The following is an 18,575-nucleotide window of genomic DNA, read 5'->3' as shown; positions in this document are numbered from 1 at the left end:
CTTCGCTGACAGCCGTCGCGACGCTCTGACCCCGCTTCGACTATCCGGTACAATCTCGCGCCTCACGCATCAAGGGGTCTCTGCCATGTCCGCATCCTTCGTCCACCTGCGCCTACATACGGAGTACTCCCTGGTCGACGGGATCGTGCGGGTGAAGGGTCTGGTCAAGGCCGCCGAGGCGGCCGGCATGCCGGCGGTGGCGGTGACGGACCAGGGCAACCTCTGCTCGCTGGTCAAGTTCTACAAGGCGGCCATGGGCGCCGGGATCAAGCCGATCGCCGGGGCGGACATCTGGCTCGCCGGCCGTGACGGCGATGCCCCATTGAGCCGCATGACCCTGCTGGTGATGAATGCCAAGGGCTATCGCAACCTCACCGAGCTGCTGTCCCGAGGTTTCCAGGAAGGTCAGCAGGAAGGCCAGATCATCATCCAGCGCGACTGGGTGAAGGAGGCGAGCGAGGGGCTGATCGCCCTGTCCGGCTCCAAGGAAGGGGAGATCGGTCTGGCGCTGCTCGAGGGCGATCTGGCGTTGGCCGATCAGCTGTTCGAGGAATGGCAGCAGATATTCCAGGATCGCTTCTATCTGGAAGTGCAGCGTACCGAACGTGCCGGCGACGAAGAACACCTGCATGCCGCCGTGGCCCTGGCCGACCGCTGTGGTGGTGCCCTGGTGGCGACCAACGACGTGCGCTTTCTCAAGGCCGAGGACTTCGAGGCCCACGAGACCCGCGTCTGCATCGGTGAAGGTCGCCCGCTGGACGATCCGCGCCGCGAGCGCAAGTACAGCGACCAGCAGTACCTGAAGTCGGCCGCAGAGATGGCCGAGCTGTTCAGCGACCTGCCCGAGGCGCTGGAAAATACCGTCGAAATCGCCAAGCGCTGCAATATCGAGATCCAGCTGGGTAAGTACTTCCTGCCCAACTTCCCGATTCCCAACGGGATGACCATCAACGACTACCTGCGCCACGTCTCCTTCGAGGGCCTGGAAGAGCGCCTGGCCGTGCTCTGGCCGCGCGAGACCACGCCCAACTACGAAGAGAAACGCCAGGAGTACGTCGACCGGCTCAACTTCGAGCTCGACATCATCATCCAGATGGGCTTCCCCGGTTACTTCCTCATCGTGATGGACTTCATCAAGTGGGCGAAGAACAACGGCGTGCCGGTGGGCCCCGGCCGGGGCTCGGGTGCCGGTTCCCTGGTGGCCTATGTCCTGAAGATCACCGACCTCGACCCCCTGGCCTATGACCTGCTGTTCGAGCGCTTCCTCAATCCCGAGCGGATCTCCATGCCCGACTTCGACGTCGACTTCTGCATGGACGGTCGCGACCGGGTGATCGAGTACGTGGCCGACATGTACGGTCGCGAGGCGGTGAGCCAGATCATCACCTTCGGCACCATGGCGGCCAAGGCGGTGGTGCGCGACGTGGCGCGGGTACAGGGCAAGTCCTATGGCCTGGCCGATCGCCTGTCGAAGATGATTCCCTTCGAAGTGGGCATGACCCTGCAGAAGGCCTACGAGCAGGAAGAGGTGCTGCGCGATTTCCTGGCGAGCGACGAGGACGCCAAGGAAATCTGGGACATGGCCCTGAAGCTCGAAGGCATCACCCGGGGTACCGGCAAGCACGCCGGCGGTGTGGTGATCGCGCCGACCAAGCTGACCGACTTCTCGCCCATCGCCTGTGACGAGGACGGCAACGGCCTGGTGACCCAGTTCGACAAGGACGATGTCGAACAGGCCGGCTTGGTCAAGTTCGACTTCCTCGGCCTGCGCACCCTGACCATCATCAAATGGGCGCTGGAGACCATCAACCGCGAGCAGGCCAAGCAGGGCCTCGAACCGGTCAACATCGACTTCATCCCACTGGACGACAAGCCGACCTACGCCCTGCTGCAGAAGGCCGAGACCACCGCCGTCTTCCAGCTGGAATCCCGCGGCATGAAGGAGCTGATCAAGAAGCTCAAGCCGGACTGCCTGGAAGACCTCATCGCCCTGGTGGCGCTGTTCCGTCCCGGTCCGCTGCAGTCGGGCATGGTGGACGACTTCATCAACCGCAAGCACGGCCGCGCCGAGCTGGCCTACCCGCACCCAGACTACCAGTACGAAGGCCTGCAGCCGGTGCTGGCGCCGACCTACGGCATCATTCTCTACCAGGAACAGGTGATGCAGATCGCCCAGGTCATGGGTGGCTACACCCTGGGCCAGGCCGACATGCTGCGTCGCGCCATGGGCAAGAAGAAGCCCGAGGAGATGGCCAAGCAACGTGGCGGCTTCATCGAAGGTTGCGCCAACAACGGCATCGATGCCGATCTGGCAGGTAACATCTTCGACCTGGTGGAGAAATTCGCCGGCTACGGTTTCAACAAGTCGCACTCGGCCGCCTACGGCCTGGTCTCCTACCAGACCGCCTGGCTGAAGACGCATTATCCGGCGCCCTTCATGGCCGCGGTGCTGTCGGCGGACATGCACAACACCGACAAGGTGGTGATCCTCATCGAGGAATGCCGCCACATGAAGCTGCGCATCGACACGCCGGACGTGAACATCTCCGAGTTCAAGTTCACCGTGAACGACGGCGGGCGCATCGTCTACGGCCTGGGGGCGATCAAGGGTGTCGGTGAGGGCCCGGTGGAGGCCATCGTCGAGGCGCGTGCTGAGGGACCGTTCAAGGATCTCTTCGACTTCTGCGCCCGGGTCGACCTCAAGCGCATCAACAAGCGCACCCTGGAAGCCCTGATTCGCTCCGGTGCCCTCGACCGTCTCGGGCCGCACTACCACGACGAGATCAAGGCCTATCAGGCCACCATCGACCAGAATCGCGCCGTGCTGCTGGCGGCCATGGAAGAGGCCATCGCCTCGGCGGAGCAGACCGCACGCAGCCATGACAGCGGCCACGTCGACCTCTTCGGTGGGGTCTTCGCCGAACCCGAGGCCGATGTCTACGCCAATCACCGTCGGGCTCGGGAGCTCAATCTCAAGGAGCGCCTGCGCGGCGAGAAGGAGACCCTGGGGCTGTACCTGACCGGGCACCCCATCGAGGAATACGAAGGCGAGGTGCGCCGTCTGGCGCGCCAGCGCATCGTCGACCTCAAGCCGTCCCGCGAGACCCAGACCGTGGCCGGGCTGATCGTCAACTTGCGGGTGATGAAGAACAAACGTGGCGACAAGATGGGCTTCGTCACCCTGGACGATCGCTCCGGACGGATCGAGGCCTCGCTGTTCGCCGAGGCCTTCAATGCCGCCCAGGCGCTGTTGCAGACCGATGCCCTGGTGATCGTCGAGGGTGAGGTCAGCCAGGACGACTTCTCCGGCGGCCTGCGCCTGCGGGCCAAGCGGGTGCTGGGGCTGGAAGAGGCCCGGACCGCCCTGGCGGAAAGCCTGAGGATCGCCGTGCGCAGCGAGGCGCTGGCGGGTGATCGGCTGCGTTGGCTGGGCGAACTCTGCGGTCGCCACCGCGGCGCCTGCCCGGTGACCATCGACTACCAGGGGCCCACCGCGCGAGCGCTGTTGCAGTTCGGCGAGAATTACCGGATCGACCCGGCCGACGGCCTGATTCAAACCCTGCGTGACCAGTTCGGCAGGGAGAACGTCTTTCTCAACTATCGTTAAGCCCGAGCGCCGCGTGCGCTCCGTCCCAACCCACGCCAGCGGCGGGTGCCGGTGACGCGGCAGAAGTCTCGACCTGTCCCGTCCGATCCCTTAAGGTAGGCGCCCCGGCCCCTGGCTTCTCACTTTAGCTTGAAGAAACGCAAAACGGATGCCCATGAACCCGAACTATCTCGATTTCGAACAGCCCATCGCCGATCTCCAGGCCAAGATCGAAGAACTTCGACTGGTCGGTAACGACAATGCGCTGAACATCAGTGACGAGATCGCCCGGTTGCAGGAGAAGAGCCAGGCGCTCACCAAGAGCATCTTCAGCGACCTCTCTAGCTGGCAGGTCGCCCGCCTGGCGCGGCATCCGCTGCGGCCCTACACCCTCGACTACATCGGCTACCTCTTCACCGATTTCGAAGAGCTGCACGGTGACCGCCACTTCGCCGACGATCCGGCCATCGTGGGAGGTATCGCCCGCCTGGACGGCCGCCCGGTGATGGTCATCGGCCACCAGAAAGGCCGTGAAGTCCGCGAGAAGGTCCGTCGCAACTTCGGCATGCCGCGTCCGGAAGGCTATCGCAAGGCCTGCCGCCTGATGGAGATGGCCGAGCGCTTCAAGATGCCGATCCTAACCTTCATCGACACCCCCGGCGCCTATCCGGGTATCGATGCCGAAGAGCGTGGCCAGAGCGAAGCCATTGCCTGGAACCTGCGCGTCATGGCGCGCCTGAAGACCCCCATCATCGCCACCGTGATTGGCGAGGGTGGTTCCGGTGGCGCCCTGGCCATCGGTGTCTGCGACCAGCTCAACATGCTGCAGCACTCGACCTACTCGGTGATCTCGCCGGAAGGCTGCGCCTCCATCCTGTGGAAGACTGCCGAGAAGGCCCCCGATGCCGCCGAGGCCATGGGTATCACCGCCGAGCGCCTGAAGAGCCTGAACATCGTCGACCAGGTGATCGACGAGCCCCTGGGTGGCGCTCATCGCGATCCCCAGGCGATGGCCGCCAGCCTGCGCAGCGCGCTGCTGCAACAACTCGACGACCTCAAGGGCTATGACGTGCCAGCGCTGCTGGAGCGTCGCTACGAGCGCCTGATGAGCTACGGCATCTCCTGATTCCGCCGTCATGGGTCTGCTGGACCGGTTGCACGCCCGCCTGGAGCGGCAGCCGCCTACCCGTCACTGGCAGGTAGGTTTCTCCGGCGGACTCGACTCCACCGTCCTGCTGCACCTCTTCGCCCAACTGCGCGACAGCGGTCTAGTCCGAGGCTTGAGCGCGGTGCACGTGCACCATGGTTTACAGAGCGCGGCAGACGCCTGGGTGAGCCACTGCGCCGAGGTCTGCAAGGCGCTGCAGGTGCCCCTCGATACCCTGCACGTCCGCACCGATGGCGCTGCGAGCCTCGAGCGTGCCGCTCGGGAAGCGCGCTACGCCGCGTTCGCCCGGGTGTTACCCACGGATGGCTGTCTGGTGCTGGGTCAGCACCGTGACGACCAGCTCGAAACCCTGCTGCTACGCCTGGTGCGTGGCGCCGGTGTGAAGGGGCTGGCTGGCATGCCGGGTGCGCGGTCCTTCGCGGTCGGTCGTCTCTGGCGACCCTTGCTGGACGAGCCGCGGGCCGCATTGCTGGCCTATGCCCAGGCCGCCGGGCTGGCGTGGATCGAAGATCCCAGCAACGCCGATACCCATTTGGATCGCAACTACCTCAGGCACGAGGTATTGCCGCGGCTAAGAAGTCGCTGGCCGGGTGTCGCTCAGGTCATGGCACGCAGTGCCGCTCATCTGGCCGAGGCCGACGAATTGCTCGGGGAGTTGGCTGCCCTCGATCTGCAGCAAGCCCAGGCGGGCGAGCAGCCCTTCGCCTGGCTCCCGCTGCCCAGTCTGGCCCTGGCGCCCTTGCAGGCCTTGAGCGAGGCGCGGCAGCGCAATGCCCTGCGCGCCTGGCTGGCTTCCTTGACCCGCCAGCCTGGCAGCGCCCATTGGGCCGGTTGGCAGGCACTGCGCGATAGCGGTGAGGCGAGCGATCCGCTCTGGCAACTGGAAGGCGGCAGCGTGCGACGGGGGGCAGGGCGAATCTGGTGGGTGCCCGATACGTGGTCGGTGGAGCCGCTGCCCCTGGTCGTCACCGCGCAAGCCAATACCCTGGAGCTCTCCGGCAATGGTCGACTGGTCTTTGCAGGGGAGGGCGCCGCACCCGGCTGGCGGGTCGCCTATCGGCAGGGTGGCGAGCGTTTCGTGGTGCCCGGGCGGGGTACTCGCGATCTGAAGCGGCTGCTCAACGAGCGCGGGGTGCCGCCGTTCCTGCGCGGCCGTTTGCCGCTGCTCTGGCGCGGCGACGAACTGCTGGCGGTGGCCAATCTGCCCGGCCTGGATGGGCTGCCGGACGGAGGGCGCCTTCAATGGCTGCCCGCAGACGGCATGGGCGGGTTTGAGCTGGGATGACCTTTAGGCTAGACTACGCTCCCGTCTTGTACCGCATTTTCCGCTCGCTCCGAGTGGACGGTGTGCATTGGTCCGGCAGCAGGCCGACCGCTCTCGCTTTCATCGGCGGCTCTCCGCCTCAACGCAGATTCTAGGAATTTTCATGACGCGCTTTATTTTCGTCACGGGCGGTGTTGTTTCTTCTTTGGGGAAAGGCATCGCCTCGGCCTCCCTGGGCGCCATTCTGGAAGCGAGAGGGCTGAAGGTCACCATGCTCAAGCTGGACCCGTACATCAACGTGGACCCCGGCACCATGAGCCCCTTCCAGCACGGCGAGGTGTTCGTCACCCACGACGGCGCCGAGACCGACCTGGACCTGGGTCACTACGAGCGGTTCATCCGCACCACCGTGACCCAGAACAACAACTTCACCACCGGCCGCATCTACATGGACGTCCTGCGCAAGGAGCGGCGCGGTGACTACCTGGGCGCCACCGTGCAGGTGATCCCGCACATCACCGACGAGATCAAGAGACGCATCATCAAGGGCGCCGGCGATGCCGACGTGGCCCTGGTGGAGATCGGTGGCACCGTCGGCGACATCGAGTCGCAGCCCTTCCTCGAAGCCATCCGCCAGCTGCGGGTGGAGATCGGCGCGCGCCGTGCCATGCTGATGCACCTGACCCTGGTGCCCTACATCGCCACCGCCGGCGAGACCAAGACCAAGCCGACCCAGCATTCGGTCAAGGAACTGCGCTCCATCGGCCTGCAGCCCGATGTGCTGATCTGCCGTTCCGACCACACCGTCGACAGCTCCTCCCGCCGCAAGATCGCGCTCTTCACTAACGTCGAAGAGCGGGCGGTCATCTCCCTGGAAGACGTCGACACCATCTACCGCATTCCTTCCGTGCTGCACGCTCAGGGCCTGGACGAATTCGTCGTCGAGCGCTTCAGCCTGGAGTGCAAGCCGGCCGACCTGTCCGAGTGGGACCGCGTGGTGGACGCCAAGCTCAACCCCGAGCGGGAAGTCACCATCGCCATGGTCGGCAAGTACATGGAACTGCTCGACGCCTACAAGTCGCTGATCGAGGCCATGACCCACGCCGGTATCCAGAGCCGCACCAAGGTCAACTTGCGCTATATCGACTCCGAGCACATCGAGCAGCAGGGCACCCACCTGCTCAAGGGCGTCGATGCCATCCTGGTGCCCGGCGGCTTCGGCCTGCGCGGCGTGGAAGGCAAGATCGCCACCGTGCAATACGCTCGCGAGAACAAAATTCCCTACCTGGGCATCTGCCTGGGCATGCAGGTGGCGGTGATCGAATTCGCCCGTAACGTGCTGGGCTGGAAAGACGCCAACTCCACCGAATTCGACAAGGCCAGCGGCCACCCGGTGGTCGGCCTGATCACCGAATGGCAGGATTCCACCGGCGCCACCGAAATCCGCACCGAAGGTTCCGACCTGGGCGGCACCATGCGGCTGGGCGCCCAGGAGTGCCAGTTGATCGGCGGCACCCAGGTGCACGACTGCTACGGCCAGGACGTCATCGTCGAGCGTCATCGTCACCGCTACGAGGTCAACAACAACCTGCTGCCGCAGATCGAGGCCGCTGGCCTGAAGATCTCCGGTCGCTCGGGCGACGGCGCCCTGGTGGAAGTGGTGGAGGCCCCGGATCATCCCTGGTTCGTCGCTTGCCAGTTCCACCCGGAGTTCACCTCCACCCCGCGTGACGGCCACCCGCTGTTCAGTGGCTTCGTCAATGCCGCCCTGCGCTACGCCAAGAAGGATTGATCATGACCGCTCAGAAGATCGTCCGCGTCGGCAACATCGAGATCGCCAACGACAAGCCCTTCGTGCTATTTGGCGGCATGAACGTGCTGGAATCCCGCGACCTGGCCATGCAGGTGTGCGAGCAATACGTCAAGGTGACCGAGAAGCTGGGCATCCCCTATGTCTTCAAGGCCAGTTTCGACAAGGCCAACCGTTCCTCGGTGACCAGCTACCGCGGCCCGGGCATGGAAGCCGGCCTGCGCATCTTCGAAGAGCTCAAGGCCACCTTCGGCGTGCCGGTGATCACCGACGTCCATGAGCCCTACCAGGCCGCCCCGGTGGCGGCGGTGTGCGACATCATCCAGCTGCCGGCCTTCCTTTCACGGCAGACCGATCTGGTGGTGGCCATGGCCAAGACCGACGCCGTGATCAACATCAAGAAGGCCCAGTTCCTCGCGCCCCAGGAGATGAAGCACATCCTCGCCAAGTGCGAAGAAGCCGGTAACGACCAACTGATCCTTTGCGAGCGCGGCTCCTCCTTCGGCTATAACAACCTGGTGGTCGATATGCTCGGCTTCGGCATCATGAAGAGCTTCGGTTACCCGGTGTTCTTCGATGTGACCCACGCCCTGCAGATGCCAGGCGGGCGCGCCGATTCCGCCGGTGGCCGCCGCGCCCAGGTCACCGACCTGGCCAAGGCCGGCATGAGCCAGGGCCTGGCCGGTCTGTTCCTCGAAGCCCATCCCGATCCCGAACATGCCAAGTGCGATGGCCCCTGCGCCCTGCGCCTGGACAAGCTGGAGCCCTTCCTGGCCCAGCTCAAGGCGCTGGACGAGCTGGTGAAGTCGTTCACGCCTATCGAAACTGCTTGAGTAGTAGCTGAACCAAAAGGCCCAGGCACGGCCGAAGGCTGATCCGTCAATGACCGGTAACATGGAGATCGATACAAAAATGGCTAAGATCGTCGACATCAAGGGACGTGAAGTCCTGGATTCCCGCGGCAACCCCACCGTTGAAGCGGACGTTATCCTGGACAATGGCATCGTCGGTCGCGCCACTGCGCCGTCCGGCGCGTCCACCGGTTCGCGCGAGGCCCTGGAGCTGCGCGACGGCGATAAGAGCCGCTACCTGGGCAAGGGCGTGCTGAAGGCCGTCGGCAACATCAACGGTCCGATCCGTGACCTGCTGCTGGGCAAGGATCCTTCCGACCAGCAGGCCCTGGACCGCGCCATGATCGAGCTGGACGGCACCGACAACAAGGCCAAGCTGGGCGCCAACGCCATCCTGGCCGTGTCTCTGGCCGCCGCCAAGGCCGCCGCCGAAGACCAGGATCTGCCACTCTACGCCCACATCGCCAACCTGAACGGCACCCCCGGTCAGTACTCCATGCCGGTACCGATGATGAACATCATCAACGGCGGTGAGCATGCCGACAACAACGTCGACATCCAGGAATTCATGGTCCAGCCGGTCGGCGCCAAGAGCTTCGCCGACGCCCTGCGCGTGGGTGCCGAGATCTTCCATCACCTCAAGGCAGTGCTGAAGGCCCGTGGCCTGAGCACCTCCGTGGGTGACGAAGGCGGTTTCGCCCCGAACCTGGCCTCCAATGCCGATGCCCTGGCCGCCATCGCCGAAGCCGTGCAGAAGGCCGGCTACGAGCTGGGCACCGATGTCACCCTGGCCCTGGACTGCGCCTCCAGCGAGTTCTACAAGGATGGCAAGTACGACCTGTCCGGCGAAGGCAAGGCCTTCGACGCCAACGGTTTCGCCGACTACCTGGCTGGCCTGACCGAGCAGTTCCCGATCATCTCCATCGAAGACGGCATGGATGAGTCCGACTGGGCCGGCTGGAAGGCGCTGACCGACAAGATCGGCAGCAAGGTGCAGCTGGTGGGCGACGACCTGTTCGTCACCAATACCAAGATCCTGAAGGAAGGCATCGAGAAGGGTATCGGTAACTCGATCCTGATCAAGTTCAACCAGATCGGCTCCCTGACCGAAACCCTGGAAGCCATCCAGATGGCCAAGGCCGCCGGCTACACCGCGGTGATCTCCCACCGCAGCGGCGAGACCGAAGACTCCACCATCGCCGACCTGGCCGTGGGTACCGCCGCTGGTCAGATCAAGACCGGTTCGCTGTGCCGTTCCGACCGCGTCTCCAAGTACAACCAGCTGCTGCGTATCGAAGAGCAACTGGGTGCCAAGGCGCCTTACCGCGGCCGTGCCGAGTTCCGTAGCTAAGGGCTGCGCGAGCGCGGAGGCGGGGATTCAGTTCGTCGCCTCCTGAATCGTCTGACGAACCACAGGATAGATGCCCAGTTTACAAGCGTAGAGCCGGGCTTCTATCCTGTTTTCGTTTTTGCCGCCGTCCTTTGCGGCATCCGCCGTCCGCGAATCCGTACCGTCCATGCGAAGTCCCTATTGGCTGTTTCCCTTCCTGCTCCTGCTACTCGGCGGTCTCCAATATCGCCTGTGGGTCGGTGATGGCAGCTTCGCCCAGGTGCGCGAACTCAAGCAGCAGATCGCCGACCAGAACGGCGAGAACAGGCGCCTGCTGGAGCGCAACGAGATCCTCGAAGCCGAGGTCGTCGAGCTCAAGAAAGGCATGGAGACCGTCGAGGAGCGTGCCCGCCACGAACTCGGCATGGTCAAACAGGGCGAAACCCTCTTCCTGCAATCCAAATAAATAGATGACTCCTGCACCCTCGTTCTGGGCCGTCCTGCCGGCCGCTGGCGTCGGTTCGCGCATGCGCGCGGATCGCCCCAAGCAGTACCTCGAATTGGCCGGCCGTAGCGTCATCGAACACACCCTGGCGGCTTTCCTCGAGCATCCTGGCACCCAGGGCATCGTGGTGGCGCTGGCCAACGACGATCCCTGGTGGCCGCAGTTGCCCCTCGCCCAGGACGCGCGCATTCGCTGCGCCGAAGGCGGCGCCGAGCGCGCCAGTTCGGTGCTGTCGGCGCTGTTACTGCTGAGCGCCCAAGGCGTGGCGGACGACGCCTGGGTGCTGGTGCACGATGCCGCGCGTCCCAACCTGCAGCGCAGCGACATCGACCAACTGTTGGCCTGCCTGGCGGACGATGACGTGGGCGGCCTGCTCGCCGTGCCGGTGCGGGATACTCTCAAGCGCGCCGGTGCCGATGGCCGGGTCGCGGCTACCCTGGATCGCAGCCTGGTCTGGCAGGCCTATACGCCGCAGATGTTCCGTCTCGGGCCGCTGAGTCGAGCCCTGGCCGATGCCTTGGCGGCCGGCGTCGCCGTGACCGATGAGGCCTCGGCCATGGAATGGGCGGGCCTGGCGCCGCGCCTGGTGGAAGGCCGGCCGGACAATCTCAAGATCACCCGGCCGGAAGACTTGGAGTGGCTGCGCCGCAGCTGGCAGCTCGATGCCCTGGCGGACACGCCAGCCTCCTAGAATCTATAGATGGCTGCGGCGCCGGTCTTGCCCGGCATTCGCTCGCGCGGCAGCACCAGTACCTGGCCACCCTGTTGCAGGGTTTGCAGGCTGAGTTCATCCAGCAGGTCCTCGGTGTTCGCGCCGGCCGGGTCGGAAGGCACCAGCAAGCGGCGATCGAAGTCCAGGTGGCCGGGAATGCGCCGGTCGGCTTCCACCAGCAAGGTGTCGACCCGGGCATCCAGTACGGCGCCGCCGATCTCTTCCAGCCGATCCGAGGCCAGGCCCTGGCCCTGGCGTTGGGCATAGGTATCCAGCAATTCGCCCAGATGCCGATCGAGATGCGGCGCCATGACCGCCCAGGCCTTGCGTCTCAGGGCCTCATTGTCGAGCGGTCCCGGATCGCCCGCGAGTCCCTCGGCCAATAGCAGGGTATTGTTGCTGATCCGGCGAAAGACCGCCTGATGCTCCGGCAAGGCGGCGAGCAACAGGGGTAGCTTGCTCGGCTGCGAGTGCTCGCGGGTGAGGGCCCGATCCAGGGCCAGGAAATAGCGTTCGCGATCGACATTCTGCTCGTCATGTTTGCTGATGCCGCCGGCATTGTGCTGCATGGCGTCGCCGCGCTCGCTGGCCCGGCCGAAACCCTGGGGCAGGCCACGCTGGTTGCCTTCGGTCAGGTCGGTGCCCAAGGCCTCTTCCAGGGTCCGGGGCACGCTTTCGGCCAGTTCGAGCTCCACCAGGTTGTCGCGGCTGCCTTCGAACAGGCGGGCATGATCGCGGGACAGGCAAAGCACCTGATAGCGGCCGGTGGTCTGGGCCAGTTGCAGCAGTGGCTGCAGGTGGAAGTGATGGTTGACCATCGCCGTTTCCGGTACGCCGCCAGCTACCTTGAGCAGGTGCAGATGATCGCGGTCCCGCAGGATGATCAGGCCGCCGCGTGGATGATTCCAGAAGTCGGCGTCGTCGATCAGAGCGGTCAAGGGGGCGAGCAGGGCGGTGGTATCGGCCTCGGGGAAGCGCTGACGCACCTCGGCTTCGACGGTGCGCAGCAGATTCTTGAAGCGGATGACGTTCTGTTCGCGTTGCGGGAAGGCGCGCTTGGTGGGCAAATAGAGCGACAGGCAAGGTGGAACCGCCGCCTTCATCCAGGTGGCGAGTGCGTGATGATCGAGGGTGTCGTTCATGGGACCTCCGGCTGCAAGAGACGCCGCGGCGCCACCGGGAGGGGCGGTGCCGCGACGACCGACACCTGTTTCGAAGGCCCGTGGAAAGGCGCGGTTCCTCCGCTGCGCTCAGCTTCCGGATGTGTGGCGACCCCGGGGGCGCGGTGTACTCAACCCCTGTTTGAGATGCTCCACCAGCAGGCGGATCTTGGGTGAGAGAAAGCGTCGCTGCGGATAGAGGGCCCAGACGGCGGTGTTGGGTGGCTGGCGATTTTCCAGCAGGGCGCGCAACTCGCCGCGGGCCAGGTGCGGCAGCACGTAGTAGTCCGGCAACTGGCACAGGCCGAAGCCACGCAAGGCGGCGTCCAGCACCGCCTGGCCGCTGTTGCAGCGCCAGGAACCCTGCACCCGGTGCAGCACCTCGCGCTCCTCTTCGCGGAAACTCCAGATGTCGCTGGTACCCACCAGGCAACGATGCCGACTCAATTCGGACAGGGTATGGGGCGCGCCGTAGCGTTCCAGATAACTCGGCGCGGCGCACAGATAGAGCTCCCGCGGCGCCAGCCGCGTCGCCACCAGGCGCGAGTCGGCCAGGCGGCCCAGGCGGATGGCCAGGTCGTAGCCTTCGTGCAAGAGGTCGACGGTGCGGTTGGTCAGGTCCAGCTCCAGGCTGACTTCGGGATGGCGAGCGAGGAAGTCGTTGACCAGCGGCACGACGAAACGCTCGCCATAGGTCACGGCGCAGGTCATGCGGATCAGCCCCTTGGGTTGGCTGGAAAGATCGCTCACCTCGCGCAGGGCTTCGTCGCGGGCTTCCTGCAAGCGTCGGCAGTGTTGCAGAAAGGTATGGCCGGCCTCGGTGAGGACCACGCTGCGGGTGCTGCGATAGAGCAGTCGCGCCTGCAGGCGCTCTTCCAGGCGCGCCACCTGGCGGCTGACATGGGAGGTCGAGCTGCCCAGGCGGTCGGCGGCCTGGCCGAAATGCAGGGTGCTCGCTACCGCGACGAATTCGTCGATCCCTTCCCAGCCCATGATTGTTTCTCTATGGCAAAAATGAATTCCAGTATGCCCGATTGTTCCAGGATTTCAGGCGTCTAAACTGGTTCCTTCGTTTTTTCGTCCTGTCGGAGTCGACCATGATCAAGTCCCGCGCTGCCGTAGCCTTCGCGCCCAACGAGCCCCTGAAGATCGTCGAAGTGGACGTCGAGCCGCCCAAGGCCGGCGAAGTGCTCATCCGCATCGTCGCCACCGGCGTCTGCCACACCGATGCCTACACCCTGTCCGGCCAGGATTCCGAAGGGGTCTTCCCCTGCATCCTCGGTCACGAGGGCGGCGGCATCGTCGAGGCGGTGGGCGAGGGCGTGACCTCGGTCGCGGTGGGCGATCACGTCATCCCGCTGTACACCGCCGAATGCGGCCAGTGCAAATTCTGCAAATCCGGCAAGACCAACCTGTGCAGCTCGGTGCGCGCCACCCAGGGCAAGGGCCTGATGCCCGACGGCACCACCCGTTTCTCCTACAACGGCGAGCCGATCTACCACTACATGGGCTGCTCCACCTTCTCCGAATACACGGTGCTGCCGGAGGTATCGGTAGCCAAGATCCCCCAGGAGGCGCCGCTGGAGAAGGTCTGCCTGCTGGGTTGCGGCGTGACCACCGGCATCGGCGCCGTGCTCAACACCGCCAAGGTGGAAGAGGGCGCCACCGTCGCCGTCTTCGGTCTGGGCGGCATCGGCTTGGCGGCCATCATCGGCGCCAAGATGGCCAAGGCCAGCCGCATCATCGCCATCGACATCAACCCGTCCAAGTTCGACATCGCCCGTGAACTGGGTGCCACCGACTTCATCAATCCCAAGGATCACCAGAAGCCGATCCAGGAAGTCATCGTCGAGCTGACCGATGGCGGCGTCGACTACAGCTTCGAGTGCGTCGGCAACGTCAACCTGATGCGCGCGGCGCTGGAATGCTGCCACAAGGGTTGGGGCGAGTCGGTGATCATCGGCGTGGCAGGTGCCGGCCAGGAGATCAGCACCCGGCCGTTCCAGCTGGTGACCGGTCGTGTCTGGCGCGGCAGCGCCTTCGGTGGCGTCAAGGGCCGCAGCGAACTGCCGGGCTACGTGCGCAAGGCGCAGAGCGGCGAGATTCCGCTGGACACCTTCATCACCCACACCATGGGCCTGGAGCAGATCAACGAAGCCTTCGAGCTGATGCACGAAGGCAAGAGCATCCGCACCGTCGTCCACTACTGATCGCCGGAAGGGCGCCCCGGCGGCGCCCTCTGCACGGGAGATGACCATGAGTCTCGAACTGCTCTCCAGCAACAAGAGTTTCGGCGGTTGGCACAAACGCTATCGCCATCGTGCGCGCAGCCTCGACTGCGACATGACCTTCGCCGTCTACCTGCCGCCCCAGGCGGAGGCGCGCAACGACCTGCCGGTGCTTTACTGGCTGTCGGGGCTGACCTGCACCGATGAGAACTTCATGCAGAAGGCTGGCGCCCAGCGCCTGGCCGCCGAGCTGGGCCTGGTGCTGGTGGCGCCGGACACCAGTCCGCGTGGCGAAGGCGTACCGGACGATCCCGAGAAGGCCTGGGATTTCGGCCTGGGGGCGGGGTTCTACGTCAACGCCACCCAGCAGCCCTGGGCCAAGCACTACCGCATGCACGATTACGTGGTGGAAGAACTGCCGGCGTTGATCGAAGCCAATTTCCCGGTCTCGGATCGCCGCGGCGTCAGTGGTCACTCCATGGGCGGCCATGGTGCGCTGATCTGCGCTCTGCGGCATCCGGGCCGCTATCGCTCGGTGTCGGCCTTCTCGCCCATCGTCAATCCGCTGGATTGTCCCTGGGGGCACAAGGCCTTCTCGAACTACCTGGGCGAGGACCGCAGCACCTGGGCCGAGTGGGACGCCTGTGCGCTGCTGGAGCAGGCCGAGGAGCGCCTGCCGCTGCTGGTCGACCAGGGCGAGCAGGACAGCTTCCTCGCCGAACAGCTCAAGCCCCAGGCCCTGCAACGCGTCGCGGAAGCCGTCGGCCATCCGCTGGAGCTGCGTCTGCAGCCTGGCTACGACCACAGCTATTTCTTCGTCGCCAGCTTCATCGACGACCATCTGCGGCACCATGCGGCGGCTCTCACCGCCCCTTGAAGGCGACGGGAGCTGTCCTCAGCCGGTAGAATCGACGCCCTGTCATTTTCCAGGGCGTCTTTTTTCATGCGCATAGGTCACGGTTTCGACGTTCACGCCTTTGGCGAGGGCGACTTCATTACCCTCGGTGGCATTCGTATTCCCCACCACCACGGCCTGGTCGCCCACTCCGACGGCGACGTGCTGCTGCATGCCCTGGCCGACGCCCTGCTGGGTGCCGCGGCGCTAGGCGACATCGGCAAGCATTTCCCCGATACCGATCCGCGCTTCAAGGGTGCCGACAGCCGGGTGCTGCTGCGCCACGTGGTCGGCCTGGTCCGGGAGCAGGGCTGGAAGGTGGGCAACGTCGACGGCACCATCGCCGCCCAGGCGCCCAAGATGGCACCGCACATCGAAGCCATGCGCCAGGCCATCGCCGAAGACCTGCAGGTCGAGCTGGGCCAGGTCAACGTCAAGGCCACCACCACCGAGCGCCTGGGCTTCGTCGGGCGCGAGGAAGGGATCGCCGTGCACGCCGTGGCGCTGCTGTTGCCCCTATGACCGAAGATCAGTTGCTCGGGCCGCGTGCCCATGGCGAGCCCTGTGGCCAGGCAATCCTCAAGGCCAGTGCCGAAGACTTCCAGGTGGATGAGGTGCTGGACATCCCGCTCAGTGGCGATGGCGAGCATCTCTGGCTGTGGGTCGAGAAGCGTGGCCTCAATACCGAAGAGGCCGTGCGTCGTCTGGCCCGCGCCGCTGGCGTACCGCAACGGGCGATCAGCTACGCCGGACTCAAGGATCGCCAGGCGCTGACCCGGCAATGGTTCAGCCTGCATCTGCCCGGCAAGGCCGATCCGGAGCTGGCCGCCGCCTGTGACGAGACGCTGGTGATCCTGCAGCAGGGCCGGCATCGTCGTAAATTGCAGCGCGGCGCCCATGCTGCCAATGGCTTCCGCCTGCGCCTGACTGGCCTCAAGGCCGATCCGGCAGCGTTGGAGGCTCGACTGCAGGCCATCGCCGCCCAGGGCGTGCCCAATTATTTCGGGCCGCAGCGTTTCGGCTACCAGGGCAGCAACCTGGCCGATGCCCGGGACTGCGCGCGCGACCAGCGCCTGCCCGAGCAGCGCAACCGCCGTTCGCGCACCCTGTCCGCCGCGCGCAGCTGGCTATTCAATCAGGTTCTGGCAAAGCGCGTCGCCGAAGGCTCCTGGAATCAGGTTCGTGAAGGTGACCTGCTGGCCTTCACCGATAGCCGCAGTCAGTTCCCGGCGACCGCCGCGGATCTGGCCGATCCGCGCCTCGCGGCCCTCGACCTGCACCCCACAGGTCCACTCTGGGGCAAAGGGGATTCGCCGGTAGCAGGCCCGGCTGCCAGCCTCGAGCAAGGCGTGGCAGAGGCCGCCGGAGAGCTGCCCGCCTGGCTGGCCGGTGCCGGCCTGTCGCATGAACGGCGCATCCTGCGCCTCCCCATCGGCGGCCTGACGTGGCATTATCCCGCTCCTGACATTCTGCAAATCGAATTCGTCCTGCCGGCCGGCTGTTTCGCCACCGCAGTGGTTCGCGAGCTGGTAACGCTCGGCGAGGCGGGGCAGACGGAACATCCATGCGACTTCTGATCGCCAACGACGATGGGGTACTCGCCCCCGGTATCGCCGCGCTGCATGCCGCGCTCGCCGCCCGTGCGGACTACGAGTGCCAGGTGGTTGCGCCGCTCTATGACATGAGCGGTGTGAGTAGCGCCCTGACTCTGGACCGGCCGCTGCATCCCCAGCGTTTGCCCAACGGTTACCTGGGCGTCAACGGCACGCCCACCGATTGCGTTCACCTCGGCTTGAACGGGCTGCTGGAAGAGACACCCGACATGGTGGTGGCCGGCATCAACCTGGGCGCTAACCTGGGCGATGACGTCCTCTATTCCGGTACCGTGGCTGCGGCCATGGAGGGGCGCTTCCTCAGCCGTCCGGCCATCGCTTTCTCGCTGGTATCGCGCAGTGCCGAGCGCATGGCCGTCGCGGCGGAGATCGCCGCCCGTATCGTCGCCCTGCACGAGCGTTTCGACCTGCCGCCGCGTACGGTGCTCAACGTCAATATCCCCGATCTACCGCTGGAGCAGATCAAGGGTGTGCAGCTCACGCGACTCGGCCATCGGGCCCAGGCCAAGCCGCCGGTGCGCGAGGTCAATCCGCGGGGCAAGGTAGGCTACTGGATCTCCGTGTCGGGCGATGCGGTGGACGGCGGCCCAGGTACGGATTTCCATGCTGTACTAGAGGGCTATGTATCGGTCACGCCGCTGCAGTTCGACCGTACCTTCCGCGAGGGCTTCGCCGGCCTGTCGGCGCTGACGGAGCTGCTGGCATGAATCAGGGGCAAGAGCATATGCAAAGACACGGCATCGGCATGACGTCCCAGCGCACCCGCGAGCGGCTCATCCAGCGACTCTACGAGGAAGGGCTGTCCAACGCCCAGGTGCTGGAGGTGATCCGTCGCACGCCGCGTCATCTGTTCGTCGACGAGGCCCTGGCGCACCGGGCCTACGAGGACACCGCGCTGCCCATCGGCCACAACCAGACCATCTCCCAGCCCTTCATGGTGGCGCGCATGACCGAGCTGCTGCTCGCCGGCGGGCCGTTGGACAAGGTCATGGAGATCGGCACCGGCTCCGGCTACCAGACCGCCATCCTGGCGCAGACCGTGGAGCGGGTGTTTTCCGTCGAGCGCATCCAATCGCTGCAGGATCGTGCCAAGGAGCGCCTGCTCGAACTCAATCTGCGCAACGTGGTGTTCCGCTGGGGCGATGGCTGGGAAGGCTGGCCGGCACTGGCACCCTATAATGGCATCATCGTCACTGCGGCCGCTCGCGAAGTGCCCCAGGCACTGCTCGACCAGTTGGCGCCAGGTGGCCGCCTGGTGATTCCGGTAGGCGTCGACGAAGAGCAGAAGCTCTTGCTGATCGTGCGCCAGGACGACGGCTTCGTTCGCCATGAACTCAACGCCGTGCGTTTCGTGCCGCTGCTCAACGGGCCCCTGGCCCAGTGAGAGACCCGGGAACGTTACCTGCGCGTCGGGCTCCAAGGCAGCCTGGCGGTTGCGACCGCTTGAGTCCGG

At 65.4% G+C, this 18,575-nt stretch carries 17 protein-coding genes; 14 read left to right on the top strand and 3 right to left on the bottom strand.

What is annotated here, in order from left to right; genetic code table 11:
- The first annotated feature begins 85 nt into the window (after window positions 1-85).
- The 6 genes from dnaE (at window position 86) to eno (ending at window position 10,030) form a co-directional block, all read left to right on the top strand.
- Window positions 86-3,607: a DNA polymerase III subunit alpha gene (dnaE, locus tag CCZ28_RS09495; RefSeq protein WP_140217596.1), complete on the top strand. Its 3,522-nt coding sequence runs from the start codon at window positions 86-88 to the stop codon at window positions 3,605-3,607.
- Window positions 3,608-3,761: 154 nt separating this feature from the next.
- On the top strand, window positions 3,762-4,712 hold the full coding sequence (locus CCZ28_RS09490; RefSeq protein ID WP_058761995.1) for an acetyl-CoA carboxylase carboxyltransferase subunit alpha: 951 nt from the start codon (window positions 3,762-3,764) through the stop codon (window positions 4,710-4,712).
- A gap of 10 nt (window positions 4,713-4,722) precedes the next feature.
- Window positions 4,723-6,039, top strand: a complete 1,317-nt coding sequence (gene tilS, locus CCZ28_RS09485; protein ID WP_140217595.1) for a tRNA lysidine(34) synthetase TilS — start codon at window positions 4,723-4,725, stop codon at window positions 6,037-6,039.
- Window positions 6,040-6,181: 142 nt separating this feature from the next.
- The gene (locus CCZ28_RS09480; protein ID WP_140217594.1) at window positions 6,182-7,810 is read left to right on the top strand and encodes a CTP synthase; all 1,629 of its coding nucleotides are present in this window, start codon (window positions 6,182-6,184) and stop codon (window positions 7,808-7,810) included.
- A gap of 2 nt (window positions 7,811-7,812) precedes the next feature.
- Window positions 7,813-8,661 (top strand): 3-deoxy-8-phosphooctulonate synthase, encoded by an 849-nt coding sequence (gene kdsA / locus CCZ28_RS09475; protein WP_058761998.1) that lies wholly within the window; start codon window positions 7,813-7,815, stop codon window positions 8,659-8,661.
- A gap of 79 nt (window positions 8,662-8,740) precedes the next feature.
- On the top strand, window positions 8,741-10,030 hold the full coding sequence (gene eno / locus CCZ28_RS09470) for a phosphopyruvate hydratase (RefSeq protein WP_140217593.1): 1,290 nt from the start codon (window positions 8,741-8,743) through the stop codon (window positions 10,028-10,030).
- A gap of 27 nt (window positions 10,031-10,057) precedes the next feature.
- Here eno and CCZ28_RS24430 read toward each other — a convergent pair whose 3' ends face one another.
- Window positions 10,058-10,198, bottom strand: a complete 141-nt coding sequence (locus tag CCZ28_RS24430) for a hypothetical protein (RefSeq protein ID WP_167509229.1) — start codon at window positions 10,196-10,198, stop codon at window positions 10,058-10,060.
- On the opposite strand from CCZ28_RS24430, the gene CCZ28_RS09465 reads away from it, so the two are divergent.
- Both CCZ28_RS09465 and ispD read left to right on the top strand, forming a co-directional pair.
- Complete coding sequence (locus CCZ28_RS09465) at window positions 10,197-10,475, top strand: septum formation initiator family protein (RefSeq protein ID WP_140217592.1); 279 nt, start codon at window positions 10,197-10,199, stop codon at window positions 10,473-10,475. The genes CCZ28_RS24430 and CCZ28_RS09465 overlap by 2 nt on opposite strands.
- Window positions 10,476-10,479: 4 nt before the next feature.
- Window positions 10,480-11,205 (top strand): 2-C-methyl-D-erythritol 4-phosphate cytidylyltransferase, encoded by a 726-nt coding sequence (gene ispD, locus CCZ28_RS09460; RefSeq protein WP_140217591.1) that lies wholly within the window; start codon window positions 10,480-10,482, stop codon window positions 11,203-11,205.
- On the opposite strand, the gene CCZ28_RS09455 is transcribed toward ispD, so the two are convergent.
- Both CCZ28_RS09455 and CCZ28_RS09450 read right to left on the bottom strand, forming a co-directional pair.
- Window positions 11,202-12,368, bottom strand: coding sequence for a baeRF3 domain-containing protein (locus CCZ28_RS09455; protein ID WP_140217590.1), 1,167 nt, complete (start codon window positions 12,366-12,368; stop codon window positions 11,202-11,204). The two genes, ispD and CCZ28_RS09455, sit on opposite strands and share 4 nt — an antisense overlap.
- Window positions 12,369-12,476: 108 nt before the next feature.
- Window positions 12,477-13,379 (bottom strand): LysR substrate-binding domain-containing protein, encoded by a 903-nt coding sequence (locus CCZ28_RS09450; RefSeq protein WP_437179199.1) that lies wholly within the window; start codon window positions 13,377-13,379, stop codon window positions 12,477-12,479.
- Between the two features lie 104 nt (window positions 13,380-13,483).
- Between CCZ28_RS09450 and CCZ28_RS09445 the strand changes: the two genes are divergently transcribed.
- From CCZ28_RS09445 to CCZ28_RS09420, 6 genes are all read left to right on the top strand, one after another.
- Window positions 13,484-14,596, top strand: a complete 1,113-nt coding sequence (locus tag CCZ28_RS09445) for an S-(hydroxymethyl)glutathione dehydrogenase/class III alcohol dehydrogenase (RefSeq protein ID WP_027597065.1) — start codon at window positions 13,484-13,486, stop codon at window positions 14,594-14,596.
- A gap of 40 nt (window positions 14,597-14,636) precedes the next feature.
- A complete protein-coding gene (fghA, locus tag CCZ28_RS09440; RefSeq protein WP_167509228.1) occupies window positions 14,637-15,491 on the top strand; it encodes an S-formylglutathione hydrolase in 855 nt (284 codons plus the stop codon).
- A gap of 66 nt (window positions 15,492-15,557) precedes the next feature.
- Entirely contained in the window at window positions 15,558-16,031 is a 474-nt protein-coding gene (gene ispF / locus CCZ28_RS09435; protein ID WP_058766625.1) for a 2-C-methyl-D-erythritol 2,4-cyclodiphosphate synthase, read from the top strand.
- The gene (gene truD, locus CCZ28_RS09430; RefSeq protein WP_140217587.1) at window positions 16,028-17,086 is read left to right on the top strand and encodes a tRNA pseudouridine(13) synthase TruD; all 1,059 of its coding nucleotides are present in this window, start codon (window positions 16,028-16,030) and stop codon (window positions 17,084-17,086) included. Before ispF ends, truD begins: the two co-directional genes overlap by 4 nt.
- Window positions 17,074-17,829: a 5'/3'-nucleotidase SurE gene (gene surE, locus CCZ28_RS09425; protein WP_140217586.1), complete on the top strand. Its 756-nt coding sequence runs from the start codon at window positions 17,074-17,076 to the stop codon at window positions 17,827-17,829. Before truD ends, surE begins: the two co-directional genes overlap by 13 nt.
- Window positions 17,830-17,867: 38 nt before the next feature.
- Window positions 17,868-18,506 (top strand): protein-L-isoaspartate(D-aspartate) O-methyltransferase, encoded by a 639-nt coding sequence (locus CCZ28_RS09420; RefSeq protein WP_167371488.1) that lies wholly within the window; start codon window positions 17,868-17,870, stop codon window positions 18,504-18,506.
- The last annotated feature ends 69 nt before the right edge of the window (window positions 18,507-18,575 follow it).

Source organism: Pseudomonas oryzihabitans, from assembly GCF_006384975.1.
Classification (GTDB): domain Bacteria; phylum Pseudomonadota; class Gammaproteobacteria; order Pseudomonadales; family Pseudomonadaceae; genus Chryseomonas; species Chryseomonas psychrotolerans_B.
The sequence above is the reverse complement of the archived record's forward strand: the minus strand, read 5'-3'. Positions and strand labels throughout refer to the sequence as shown.